Here is a 13263-nt window from a genome sequence, read left to right on the forward strand (position 1 = left end):
TCAACTAGAGTGTAGATAAGGTCGTTGGTTGCTCCGTTTGAGTCGGCTTGTGCCCCTAAATCCCCCATTTTGGGGGACTTTGAAACCGGGAATCTTGGCTCAAAGTCCCCCATGAATGGGGGATTTAAGGGGCGAAAATCTCGACCATGACGAACAAGAGATTTAATGACAAAATTGACAGGTTATTTAATCCACGATCCTGAGCGAATCTATTCATCAATCTGCCAAAGCTCTTTTGTATAGTCCTCATCCAGCACCTTTTTAGGACGCATGACTAACACTACTCGACCCAGTAACGGCACGTCAGGCGATTCTGTAAACCAGCGTAGCTGCAACTGCTCGGCTTCTGCGATCACAAAATAGCTCTGGTCATTCCACTGGCGTTGGGCCCGATCGACGACAATCACGACTTCTCCGATCGCACCGGGCAACGGAGCGGGGAGTTGATCGCTGTCGCCCAAAAGTACGATCGGGTCTTCTGCCGTGCGAATCACTTGCCATCCCGGAATCGGCACCCACGCCCCTGTTCCAGAAAACTGCACGAGTTGAAAGGCTCCGGTTTCTTCGACGATCGGAACCGCTTGCAAGTCCGCTTTGGTGAGCGGCAACTTCCCGACCACAGGCAAAATTCGAGGCAAATCTTCATCCGTTTCTAACCGATAAACAGGCAAGCCCGGAGCCGGGCGCGTCGCGGTGACGGTAAAGTCGGTCAACAATTGCTCGATTTTTTTACGGGCAGTCGCACTGTGAGCAAACCTCAACCCCTTAGCAATCAGAATCGATCGTGCTTGCAAATCACTTTTCTCTCTCGCGCTTTTCCAAACCTGCAAAGCCACCGCATCTCCCGGATGCTCCGTAAACTCCTCTGGCGGTTTAAACCGAGAAATATCTTTGACCGCACGGGCAACTTCTCGCGCTTCATCCACGTCTAGCCCTTTTTCAACCACAAAGGTAGCGACGGCGGCTCGCTCGGCTTGGGTGAGAATGCGTAACTCGTAAAGAGAATCACTGCCTTTTTGCCGAAAGTGAGTCTGCACCGCTTCGGGTACACCCGCGCTGATCATTGAGGCATAGACCTGAGACGCAACGATGATTTGATTTTGTTGAATCGGCTCAAACCCCGTGCCTTCAAAAATCGCTTGGGGGCTGTAGCCTGCTTTTTGTAACGTCTGACATGCTTGACCCCACTCAATCCAACTGCCCTCTTTGCGACGCAGCGATTTTAATAGGGCTTCTGCATCGACTTCGGTCTGAGCCGTCTCACGATCGGAATTAGGCAACTCTTGGGGTGTCTCAGTCATAAGCCTCGAACGTCTCTCAATTCTGCGGGCGATACGTCTATCAGCTTATCAAAGTTGATTGATTGCTTGACTAGATAATCAGGGTTACGCCATGATAATATACGCAATGAGGGGTTATAGCTCAGTTGGTAGAGCGCTGCAATGGCATTGCAGAGGTCAGCGGTTCGAACCCGCTTAGCTCCATTTTTGTCCGTTGTTGTCCTCCTATCTTGTGACGCGGGGTTAATAGTTGCAGCCTTATGAGCAGCTCGATGGGCATCGGCTGGTGGCGCTGGATGTCACAGAGTACTTGAAGTCGCAGAAAATTGACTCATCTGGGCGAAAGTCGTCATGCACTCAAATTCCCTGATCCTGTTCCAAAAGCTGGAACAGGATTTTTAGAACGGCTAGAGGATTAACATAATCCTAATCGAACTCTTTACTTCCGGGTTGACTCAGGGGAATATTCAATCATCCTTCTAAGGCATTCGATGAACTTCGCGTCTCAGAGATATTTTGTGCTCAGCTCAAAACGCTTCTTCCATTCTCTTGAACACGCATTAGTGAGTTTTGCGCTTACGGCACCGCTCATGATGCTATCCGCCTGTAGCTCTACGCCGACGACCTCTCACTCTCCCTCAGACAGCCCAATGAGCGCAGACAGCTCATCAAGAGCGACTTCTAACGCCACAAAAGGAAAAGCAGCCAAGTTTGCCTTGATTATCAATGGATCTCCCACCGATAAATCTTGGAACCAGCAAGCCGTTAAAGCGACCCAAGCCCTCAAAGCAAAGGGCATGGATGTGGCTGTTTCTGAATCGGTTTCTCCTGCGGATGCTGAACGAGTTTTACGTCAGTATGCTGAGGCGGGATATGGCACGATCGTGGCCCATTCATTCAACTATGGCGATGCCGTCTTTAAGGTTGCCAAAGAGTTTCCCAACGTTAACTTTGCGTGGGCAGGCGGCATCAACAAAACGGCTGCAAACGTGGCTGACTATGACCAACCCTTTTATCAAGGTGCCTACCTGGTGGGGCTAATAGGAGCCAAACTGAGCAAAACTGGCAAGTTAGGGGCTTTGTACGGCTTTGACATCCCGGTTTGCCACTCGATGGGTGAAGCAATGCTAGCGGGGGCAAAAACAGTGCGACCTGATGCCACTTTGACCAGTGCAGCAGTCGGCAATTGGGATGATGTCGCCAAAGCAAAAGAAGCAGCCCTCTCTCAAGCAGAAACCGGAGTCGATTTCTGGATTGGGTGTGGGCAAGGACCCACGATCGGGCAAATCGAGGCAGCCAAAACTAAGGGAGGATACGCGACTAGCTATGTTGGGGATATGTCGTCTCTCGGTCCACAAGTGGTGGCGCTCAATCTGCTCTGGAAGATAGAACCGCTGTTTAGCAAGATGATCGAAGACATTCAAGCGAAAAAGTTTGCCAATCGGTATTACAAGCTAGGGGTCGCGGACGGGGTGATCGATGTAGAAGCTGCACCGGGGTTTAAGAACAAGCTCACCCGTGAGCAGGCTGACGCTTTAAAGACAACCCGCGCCAAAATTGCTTCTGGTGAACTGACCGTTCCATTTGTCCCGAAGTAGGCTGATCAGCGATGGGGATGCGAGTCGATCGGCTCGCATCCCCATCGCCCTAGCAATCCTAAATAAATGGTGGAATGGGCCTCTTGCCCGTACAGGCTGGAAGCCTGTTCCACTCTTGCAACTGAAATAGGATTGTACATAAGTTAGTTCTGCCAATCTCTGGGTACGATTCGTGTATTTGCAATCCATGATTTCTGCTCGATCGACTTCTCCCCTAGCTGTAGAAATGCGTGGCATCACCAAGCGCTTTCCGGGCGTAATTGCTAATCGAGCGATCGACTTTGAGGTGAAACCCGGTGAAATTCATGCGCTTTTGGGTGAAAATGGCGCAGGTAAAACCACTTTGATGAATTTGCTCTGTGGTTTGTATGAGCCGGATGCCGGAGAAATTTGGTTAAAAGAGCAGCGTGTGTGGTTGCGATCGCCCAGAGACGCGATCGCGGCTGGAATTGGCATGGTGCATCAACATTTCAAGCTGGTTGAGCCGTTCACCGTGGCTGAGAATATCGTTCTAGGCTCAAACCGAACGCTGTTGCGAGAAGCTCCAAAAAGGCTGAACTTGCGCCTTCAGAGGCTGGCTGACCAGTATGGATTGAACATTGATCCGTCTGCTCAAATCTGGCAGCTTTCGGTGGGAGAACAGCAGCGAGTCGAAATTCTCAAAGCCCTTTACCGTCAGGCAAACATCCTGATTTTGGACGAGCCAACGGCGGTTCTGACTCCTCAAGAAGCGCAGGAATTAATGGCAACGTTGAGAATGCTGGCATCTCAAGGAACGGCGATCGTTTTCATTTCTCACAAACTCAATGAGGTGATGGCGATTTGTGATCGGGTCACGGTTTTGCGAGATGGGCAAGCAGTCGGCACGATCGCCATTCAAGACTGCACTGAGCGATCGCTGGCAAAGATGATGGTCGGCAGAGAAGTGAGCTTGTTTCGGAATCGAGAAGACGAAGCGCAAACCACAAACCACAAACCGCAAAGCGCTTCTCCTCCTGCTTTGGCGATCAAAAATCTTTGGGTGATCAGCGATCGTAAGCTCCCGGCTTTGCGTGGACTGAATTTAGTCATTCAGCCAGGTGAGATTGTGGGGCTTGCAGGCGTGGATGGAAATGGTCAGCGAGAGTTAGAAGAGGCGATCGTCGGGTTGCGTGCGATTGATCGGGGCGAGATTTTGTTGACCGGAAAGCTGGCTCACATTCCGTCCGATCGTTACTCAATGGGCATCTTGACTGAGTTCTCTGTTGCAGAAAATCTAGTTTTAAAAGATGTCCAGCATCCCCCGTTTCAGTGGAAAGGGCTGCTGCGTATAAACTACATTCTCAAACACGCGACTGATTTAGTGCAGCAATATTTAATTCGCACCCCTTCTGTTAAGACGCAGGTCGGAAAGCTTTCTGGAGGAAATGCCCAAAAGGTGGTGTTTGCAAGAGAGCTAAACCGTGACCATCAAGTGCTATTGGCAGCTCAACCTACGCGAGGGTTAGACATTGGAGCCACTGAATTTGTTTACGCCCAACTGCTGGCACGACGAGACGCGGGGGCTGCAATTCTGCTGATCTCAACCGAACTGGATGAGATTTTGAGCCTGAGCGATCGCATTGCAGTTTTATATGAAGGCGAGATCGTGGGGGAAGTCGATCGCGCCTCTGCGGACATTCATCATCTCGGTTTGCTCATGGCAGGAAAAAGAGAACGCGCGAGGGATGAGGAATGAGAGAAGAATCAGTTCTGAATTTAGGGAGTGCGCTAACTCATGCAGGGGTTTTGAAGCGACTGAAATCACTTGCACCACTGCTAGGAGGATTGCTGGCACTCTTGCTGGGTGCCGTTTTGCTTCAGTTGAGTGGGGCAAATCCTCTGCAAGCTTATGGCGTGATGCTGGCGGGTGCCTTTGGCGGAGGTCGCCAATTGACTGAAACGCTGCTGAGAGCCACTCCCTTGCTGATCATTGGGTTGGGGATGACGATCGCCTTTCGCTGTCGCGTCTGGAACATTGGTGCAGAAGGACAGTATTACATTGGGGCACTCTGCGGCAGTGTGGTTGCCCTTGCCTTGCCAGACTTGGGTCCTGGGTTGCTGATTCCACTGATGTTCATGGCAGGAATCTTAGGAGGCGTGATCTGGAGTGGCATTGCAGGATTGCTGCACCTTCAACGCGGCGTGAATCTGATTATTTGTACATTGATGCTCAATTACATTGGCATTCTGCTGGTTCAATATGCGGCTCGTGTGCCCCTACAACAGCCCGATGGGTTTCTACCCGAATCGGCTCAGTTTAGCGCCAATGCTCAAATTCCGACGCTTTTAGGCACTCGATTGCATTGGGGCGTTCTGCTGGCGTTTGGGCTGGTGGGGGTCGTCTACATTCTGCTGTGGCAGACTCCTCTGGGTTTGCAGCTTCGGGCAGTGGGGTCGCGTCTTAGCGTGGCGCGATGTGCAGGAATTAATACGAGCCGCAGCATTCTGATTGCCTTAATGATCAGCGGTGGACTGGCGGGGCTGGCTGGCATTATTGAGGTGAGTTACACCTACACTCGTCTCAAAGGTGACATCTCAGATAACTTTGGGTTTGGTGGCATTTTGGTCGCTCTGTTGGGGCAACGTCAACCTGTGGGCGTTGTGGTCGCGGCACTGCTGTTTTCTGCCTTGATGGTCGGTGCCCAGTCGCTCAATGTGGTTCTACAAATTCCGGCTTCAGTCGCGCAAGTGATTCAAGCGATCGTGGTGTTGTTTGTGTTGGCGGGTCAGGCGATCGCCCAACGGGAGTCGTTGTAATCATGTGGGCACAAGTCTTAACTTGGAGTTTTGGGGTCGCTTTGTTCACCGCCGGAATCCGATTAGCGGTGCCTGTGCTGCTGGCAGTTTTGGGCGAGATTATCACCGAGCGATCGGGCGTGATGAATCTGGGCTTAGAAGGCGTGATGCTAGTCGGCAGTTTGGCGGGGTTTATCACGGCCCACAGCATTGAGCAGTCTACCGGAATGATTAGCGTCGCTGCCTGGGGTGGTTTGGCAGCAGGCTTATTGGCAGGTGCGGTCATGGGATGGATCATGGCAGTGCTAACTGTGACTCTGCGAAGCGATCAAGTTGTCACGGGCGTAACCTTGGTGCTGCTGGGTCAGGGATTAACGTCCTATGTGTTTCGCCAAAATGCGGGATTGGCGGGGGCACGGGTGAAAGGATTAGACTCCTGGGCGATTCCAGGGTTCTCTGACATTCCGATCGTCGGTGACATTCTCTTTAACCATAATGTGATGGTCTATCTCACCGCAGTCCTGGTTTTTCTGTGCTGGTTCTTTTTGTTTCGCACCAACTGGGGGCTAGAACTGCGCGCCGTAGGAGAAAATCCGGCTGCCGTAGATACGTCTGGTTTGAGGGTTGATCACATTCGCTACCGCGCAGTCATGCTGGGTTCGGCACTAGCGGGGTTGGGCGGAGCCGTGTTGACAGTCGTGCAACTCAATATTTTTACCGAAAACATCACCGCCGGGCGAGGCTGGATCGCGATCGCTCTCGTCTTTTTCTCACGGTGGCAGCCAGGGGGGGCAATGATTGGGGCACTTCTATTTGGCATTGCCGATGCTCTACAATATCGCATTCAGGCATTAGGCTTTAAAAATATACCCTACGAGTTTTTGTTGATGTTGCCCTATGTGCTGACGCTGGTTGCGCTGTTGTGGAGAACAGGTCGCAGTGCGGCTCCGGCTGCTTTGGGCATTCCTTATGTCAAGGGTGAGCGGTAGTGTGTTGTTCTGGAGATCGGTATGGTTGAGTCAGTTTCAACAGGTTCGGCGAGTCAAACGAATGGCAAAGTGACCGATCGCGTGTTGTTGGATGACTGGCATCCTCTGGCACGATCGCAAGACTTGAAGCCAGGAACGCTGTTACGATCGCGCCTCATGGATACGGATTTGGTGCTGTGGCGAGGAGAAAATACTGCGGTGATCGCCGCCTGGGAAGATCGCTGTCCCCATCGCAGTGTCAGGCTCTCTGGTGGCAAAGTCGTTGAGAATACGCTGGTCTGCTCTTATCATGGTTTGGCTTATGACCCTCAAGGACACTGCGTAAACATCCCGGCTCACCCCAACTATGTGCCACCCAAACAAGCGTGTGTAAAATCCTTCAAAGTCCAAGAGCGGTATGGTGTAATTTTTGTCTCACTGGGCAATCCGCCGCAGGATGTGACCCCGTTTCCCGAATGGGACGATCCGACCTTTCGCACGTATTTGAGTGGAGCGCATTTTTGCCGCTGTAGTGGGTTGAGAGCGATCGAGAACTTTCTGGATGTCGCGCATTTGCCGTTTGTTCATGCCGGAATTTTGGGAGAGCCTGACCAAGCCGTCATTGAAGACTACGAAGTTTCAACCAGTGAGAACGGCATTTACCTGCACGATATCCGCGTCTGGCAACCTGACCCCGATGGCACTGGGCAAGCCGGAATCGCATCTTACGAATATTGGGCACTCCGCCCCTTAACGGCATCGCTTCGCAAAGAGACGGTTGATGGCAACTACATGGTTTTGCTCTATTGCGTCACGCCGATCGGTGAAGAAGAATGTCTGAGTTGGATGTGGGGCGCGCTCAACTATGCCCACGATATTCCAGAGGCAGAAATGGTGGCATTCCAGGATAAAGTCATTCTTCAAGATGTCGCCAATTTAGAGTCTCATAATCCCAAGCGTCTGCCGTTGGATCTGCAAGCCGAGTTTCACCTACCAAGCGATCGGGCTTCTCTGGCTTATCGCCAATGGCTCAAACAACTGGGCTTGAAGTATGGCGCGATCGAGTAATAGATGCGGTTTGAGTTGAAAGCGATCGTGTTAATCACTAAACAGCCTGATGGTTAAGCTGTTTCTTGGGGAAGGCTAAACCTTAACTGTTAGATGTCCCTCTCTTCCCAAGAACGATCATGTTGAAACTTTCTGGATACCAAGTTACAGAAAAAATCTACGAAAGCTCTAAAACTTTGGTTTATCGGGGAGAACGATCAGTAGACCAAAAGCCTGTCGTCATCAAGCTTCTTAAAAATAAAAACTCGACACCGAGAGAACTCGCGATTTTTCGCAAACAGTATATCCTGGCAACTGATCTCAATTTGCCCAGCATTGTCCGTCCCTATAGCCTAGAATCGTCGGGCAACGTTCTAGCGCTCATACTAGAAGACTTTGGTGCCCTTTCCCTCAAAGATTACTGCAAAAATCACTTGCTGGATTTGAGCGAGTTTTTGGCGATCGCGATTCAAATTGCCCAAATTCTGTCCGAACTCCATCAGAAGCGGGTGATTCACAAAGACATCAAGCCTGCGAACTTGTTGATCAATCCTGCTACTAAACAAGTCAAAATTACTGATTTTAGTATTGCCTCGCTCTTACCCAAAGAGACGCAGGTGCTGACCAGTCCTGATGGGTTAGAAGGGACACTGCCCTATATGTCGCCAGAGCAAACCGGGCGGATGAATCGCGGCGTTGACTATCGCACCGACTTCTATTCGTTGGGGGTGACATTCTATCAACTGTTGACAAAGCGGCTCCCTTTTGAAGCTGCCGATCCCCTAGAAGCCGTCCACTGTCACCTAGCAAGGCAGCCCATTTCGCCGACGGATCTCGATCGCGCCATTCCCACTATGCTATCGGCGATCGTGCTTAAACTGATGGCAAAAATGGCAGAAGACCGCTATCAGAGTGCTTCTGGTTTGCAGCATGATCTTGAAATTTGTCAGCAAGAATGGCAGCTTCACCAGAAGATTACTCCTTTTTTGTTGGGACAACAGGATCAGTGCGATCGATTTCAAATCCCAGAAAAACTCTATGGTCGAGACGCTGAAGTTGAACGGTTATTAGAAGCCTTCGATCGCACCACTCACAGTCAAAACAGCGAATTTATGCTGGTGTCTGGCTACTCTGGGATCGGCAAATCGTCATTGGTGCAAGAAGTCTATAAACCCATTGTGCAGCGACGCGGCTATTTCATCTCCGGCAAGTTTGACCAACTGCAACGCAACATTCCCTATTCAGCGATCGTCGGCGCGTTTCAGTCGCTCATGCGGCAACTGCTCACCGAGAGCGAAGCCCGACTCAATCAATGGCGCGAAAAACTGACGGCGGTTTTGGGTGCCAATGCTCAAGTGATGATTGAGGTGATTCCTGAGCTAGAACAAATTATTGGCTCACAGCTCCCGATCGTGCCCCTTGCACCTACCGAGGCGCAAAATCGCTTTAATCGGGTCTTCCAAAACTTCATTCGGGTCTTTTGTCAGCCAGAGCATCCGCTGGTAATGGTTCTCGATGATTTACAGTGGGCAGATTCTGCAACCTTAAAGCTGATTAAAGTCGTGCTAACCGATGAACAAACTCGCCACCTGCTTTTGATCGGAGCCTACCGCGATAACGAAGTCAACTCTGCCCACCCCTTCATGATCTTGCTGGAGGAGTTGCAACAATGCTCAATTTTCCCCCATCAAATCACGCTTGCTCCCTTGACGAGTGAACAGGTCACGCACCTAATTGCAGAGACATTGCACAGCCACGTCACAGCCATTCAACCTTTAGCAGACTTGGTGATGCGAAAAACTGAGGGCAACCCATTTTTTGTCAACGAGTTTCTCAAAACGCTCTATCAAGAAAGACTGCTACGATTCGACTTCAATCAGAAAGATTGGCAGTGGAATATTGCTGATATTGAAGCGATCGACATCACCGATAATGTCGTGGAATTGATGATTGGCAAACTCAAAAAGCTGCCGTCTACCACTCAACAAGTTCTCCAGTTTGCTGCCTGCATTGGCAATTGCTTTGACCTCAAAACCCTTTCTACCATTTGTTCAGAGCCTATCTCAGCGATTGCTCAAACCCTTGTCTCCGCGCTAGAAGGATTGATTGTACCAGCCTCCGAACCAGAAGTTTCTCGGATAGGCAACGATGCGAGTTTAGTTCACTTTAACTACAGATTTCTCCACGATCGGGTTCAACAAGCTGCCTATGCGCTGATTGATGAGAGTCAAAAGCAGTCTGTTCATCTACAAATCGGACGACTGCTGTTCGCAAAAATGACTCCAATTAAACGTAGCGATCGAGTCTTTGAACTTGTTGGACATCTCAATGTGGGTCAGACGCTGATCACAGATGCGGCTGAACAGTTGGAGTTAGCTAACTTAAACTTGCAGGCAGGCAAAAAAGCAAAAAGTGCAGCCGCCTACTCAGCCGCCTGCGAATATCTCACGCAAGCTAGAAAAAACTTAACCGAAGTTGCTTGGTCAGAGCATTATGATTTAACCTTTACAATCCATCGAGAACAAGCAGAAATTGAATATTTAATCGGCAACGGTGAACAATCGAAGCAACTGATTGATTTGACTTTAACGAAAGCAAGATCAGTCATTGAAAAGACAGAAATTTATCGGCTGTTGATTGTTCTTCACACACTGCAAGCACAGTATGATCAAGCGATTCAAGCTGGACGGGATGCGTTATCACTATTAGGAATCGATTTGCCTGAGTCGAATTTAGAAACAGCGCTAAACAGTGAGCTGGAGAACGCAAAAGCCCATTTAGCTGGAACGCAAATCGCAACGCTGATCAATGAGCCAGAGATGGTCATTCCAGAGAAAAAAGCAGCCGCAAAACTGCTGATGGCACTAGGAGCGCCCACCTACTTTTCCAATCAAGATCTCTGGCTGATTGCAGTGATGAAGCTGGTGAATCTCTCCCTAAATTATGGTCAACTTCCAGAATCAACCTATGGCTATTCTGAGTATGGTTTGATTCTGGGTTCAATGCTAGGCGACTATCGATCGGGCTATGAATTTGGTCAACTCAGCCTCAACATTAGCGAAAGGTTCAACGATCAGGCTGAGAAATGTAAAGTTTGTCTGGTAATCGGTGGCTCAGTCAATCATTGGGTCAGACCGCTTAAAGAAGATTCGGTGACGTTTATGGAGGGATATCAAGCCGGGTTAGAGTCTGGAGAATTACAGTTCGCGGGGTATAACCTTGGGCATCAAGTCATTAATTCGTTCTACCAGGGTGTAGATTTAGAGTCTTTGACTGCTAAGTTTTCTGACTACTTTAAGTTTGCTGAACAGACCAACAATCAGTTAGTGAAAGATATGCTGATGGCGTGCCAATTAGCTATCTCTAACCTGCAATCAGCGAAAGCAAAAAATTTCAGCGCAGAGAATCTCAGTGAAGAGCAATTTATGGCAGGCTGTCAAGAGCGTTCGAGTTCTGCGGGAATTGGTTTCTACCAAATCTTTAAAGCGCAAGTTTTGTATCTCTACGATCGTCCCTCTGAAGCTCTCCGCTGCATTCAAGAAGCTGAAGCTTTATTAAAGTACTTTCCAGGCTGCATCTCGTTAGCAGAATTTAATTTCTATCACTCCTTGACTCTAGCGGCGTTGTACTTGGACGCTACTTCAAATGAACAAGGTGACTACTGGCAACAGTTGGCAACTAATCAACAGCAGATGCAAATTTGGGCAAAAAGCTGTCCAGAGAACTTTTTGCATCAGCATCTCCTAGTCGATGCAGAACTCGCTCGATTGTCTGGTGATTTAGCAACCGCGATCGAATTATACGATCAGTCGATCGCCGCCGCAAAAGCTAACGAATTCATTCAAGACTGCGCCCTCGCAAATGAATTAGCTGCCAAATTTTGGCTAACGAGAGGCAAAGAAAAAATTGCTCAACCTTATCTAGTTGATGCCTACTATCTCTACCAGGGTTGGGGAGCTAGAGCAAAATTAGCAAATTTAGAACAACGCTATCCTCAACTTCTCCAAGAGATTCACCAGCCAGGGCGGGAATCCTCCTCGATTGATCAAACATTCTCCGTTACCCATATTTCTTCAACCAGTACGAGTAGTTCACAAGTCCTCGATTTGGCAACGATTCTCAAAGCTTCGCAAGCGATTTCGCAGGAAATTGAGATCGACCGCTTGTTGGAAACTCTCATGGGTGTGGTGCTAGAGAGTGCAGGAGCGCAAAAAGGCACCCTGCTTTTACAAAAAGACAGCGAACTCGTGATCGCTGCTCAAGCCGTAAGCGAACAAGCAACCATTACTGTTCTCAGGTCGGTTTCGATCGCGCTCAATCAAGCCTTACCGCTATCCCTCGTCCATTACGTGACCCGCACTCAAAAAAAGCTGTTGATTCATGATGCGACGATCGAGCCTGCTTGCGCCACAGACTCTTACATTTTAGAAAACCAGCCTAAATCAATTCTGTGTTTTCCCGTGATCTATCAAGGTGGACTGTTTGGAGTGCTGTATCTAGAAAACAACCAGACAACCCATGCTTTCACTCGCGATCGCCTGCAAGTCTTGTCTCTGCTCTCTTCTCAAATTGCGGTTTCTCTAGAAAACGCTGCGCTCTATCAAACGCTGCAAACTGCTAATGCTGCCCTACAAAAATCAGAAACCCGCGAACGAGAACGCGCCCTCCAGCTAGAACAGTCTTTACAGAGTCTTCAGCAAACTCAGGCGCAACTGATCCAAACCGAAAAAATCTCTAGTTTGGGTCAACTTGTCGCGGGGGTTGCTCACGAAGTCAACAATCCCGTCAGCTTTATTTCAGGCAACTTGCAACACGCAGAGGGCTACTTAAAAGATCTCCTGGAACATCTAGACCTTTACCAACAACACTCCACACCTTCCGAGATTGAGCAACATCGCGAAGCGATCGACCTCGACTATCTCCTGGAAGACTTACCCAAATTAATTGCTTCCATGCGATTAGGAACTGGACGGATTCGTGAAATTATGTCGTCACTGCGAACATTTTCACGAGTGGATGCCGAGAAGCAACCTGCTGACCTTCATGCAGGTTTAGAGAGTACGCTGCTAATCTTGCAGCATCGAATCAAAGCTCAAACAGACCGTCCTGCCATTGAAGTCATCAAGGAGTATGGTGAGTTACCGCTTGTCAATTGCTACGCTGGACAACTTAATCAGGTGTTTATGAATATACTGGCAAATGCGATCGATGCCTTTGAAGAGGTCGTAGAGGTCAAGCAGCAGGGGTTGGGCGAACAACCGACTCAACTCAAAACGCAAAACTCTTTGACCATCCAAATTAGCACCCGTCTAGAAGACAGGTTTGCGATGGTGGCAATTTCCGACAATGGACTTGGCATCCCAGAGTCAATACAAGAACGGCTGTTTGTTCCCTTCTTCACAACAAAGGCAGCAGGTAAAGGGACAGGACTAGGATTGTCCATCAGTTATGAGATTGTGACAAAGAATCATACTGGACAATTGACGTGTGTTTCAGCACCAGAGAAAGGAACTATGTTTCTAATCAAGATTCCCCTCTAGTAGAGAGTCAAGGTTGAATTGAGGGATAAAGCCGCTTCAGTTTGACGCGAGCATCTGCGGTGGTAAATCGCCA

The 13263-nt window shown here is 49.4% G+C and carries 7 protein-coding genes and 1 tRNA gene; 7 read left to right on the top strand and 1 reads right to left on the bottom strand.

All coding sequences use genetic code 11. The annotated features are described in order from the left end of the window. Positions 1-209 precede the first annotated feature (209 nt). Positions 210-1301 (bottom strand): RuBisCO accumulation factor 1, encoded by a 1092-nt coding sequence (locus tag C7B65_RS15460; protein WP_073072614.1) that lies wholly within the window; start codon positions 1299-1301, stop codon positions 210-212. 110 nt (positions 1302-1411) lie between these two features. On the opposite strand from C7B65_RS15460, the gene C7B65_RS15465 reads away from it, so the two are divergent. The 7 genes from C7B65_RS15465 to C7B65_RS15495 all read left to right on the top strand — a co-directional run bounded on the left by C7B65_RS15465 (position 1412) and on the right by C7B65_RS15495 (position 13190). Next, a tRNA-Ala gene (locus C7B65_RS15465) sits at positions 1412-1484 on the top strand. Positions 1485-1798: 314 nt separating this feature from the next. Beyond that, entirely contained in the window at positions 1799-2878 is a 1080-nt protein-coding gene (locus C7B65_RS15470) for a BMP family protein (protein ID WP_223257398.1), read from the top strand. A gap of 172 nt (positions 2879-3050) precedes the next feature. Continuing rightward, positions 3051-4595, top strand: coding sequence for an ABC transporter ATP-binding protein (locus C7B65_RS15475; RefSeq protein WP_223257397.1), 1545 nt, complete (start codon positions 3051-3053; stop codon positions 4593-4595). Continuing rightward, positions 4592-5656 (top strand): ABC transporter permease, encoded by a 1065-nt coding sequence (locus C7B65_RS15480; RefSeq protein ID WP_073072609.1) that lies wholly within the window; start codon positions 4592-4594, stop codon positions 5654-5656. Before C7B65_RS15475 ends, C7B65_RS15480 begins: the two co-directional genes overlap by 4 nt. A 2-nt stretch (positions 5657-5658) precedes the next feature. Further along, positions 5659-6624 carry an ABC transporter permease gene (locus C7B65_RS15485; protein WP_073072608.1) on the top strand — a complete coding sequence of 322 codons (966 nt, stop codon included), beginning with the start codon at positions 5659-5661 and terminating at the stop codon, positions 6622-6624. A gap of 21 nt (positions 6625-6645) precedes the next feature. Continuing rightward, positions 6646-7671: an aromatic ring-hydroxylating dioxygenase subunit alpha gene (locus C7B65_RS15490; RefSeq protein WP_073072606.1), complete on the top strand. Its 1026-nt coding sequence runs from the start codon at positions 6646-6648 to the stop codon at positions 7669-7671. Positions 7672-7790: 119 nt separating this feature from the next. After that, positions 7791-13190: a trifunctional serine/threonine-protein kinase/ATP-binding protein/sensor histidine kinase gene (locus C7B65_RS15495; protein ID WP_073072604.1), complete on the top strand. Its 5400-nt coding sequence runs from the start codon at positions 7791-7793 to the stop codon at positions 13188-13190. Positions 13191-13263: the final 73 nt, after the last annotated feature.

It is taken from the genome of Phormidesmis priestleyi ULC007 (assembly GCF_003003695.1).
GTDB classification, from domain to species: domain Bacteria; phylum Cyanobacteriota; class Cyanobacteriia; order Leptolyngbyales; family Leptolyngbyaceae; genus Phormidesmis_A; species Phormidesmis_A priestleyi_A.

Excerpts from the sequence above, each read along its gene's own strand:
- C7B65_RS15485 (WP_073072608.1), top strand. The coding sequence starts at position 5,659 with ATGTGGGCACAAGTCTTAACTTGGAGTTTTGGGGTCGCTTTGTTCACC.
- C7B65_RS15480 (WP_073072609.1), top strand. The coding sequence starts at position 4,592 with ATGAGAGAAGAATCAGTTCTGAATTTAGGGAGTGCGCTAACTCATGCA.
- C7B65_RS15495 (WP_073072604.1), top strand. The coding sequence starts at position 7,791 with ATGTTGAAACTTTCTGGATACCAAGTTACAGAAAAAATCTACGAAAGC.
- C7B65_RS15490 (WP_073072606.1), top strand. The coding sequence starts at position 6,646 with ATGGTTGAGTCAGTTTCAACAGGTTCGGCGAGTCAAACGAATGGCAAA.
- C7B65_RS15460 (WP_073072614.1), bottom strand. The coding sequence starts at position 1,301 with ATGACTGAGACACCCCAAGAGTTGCCTAATTCCGATCGTGAGACGGCT.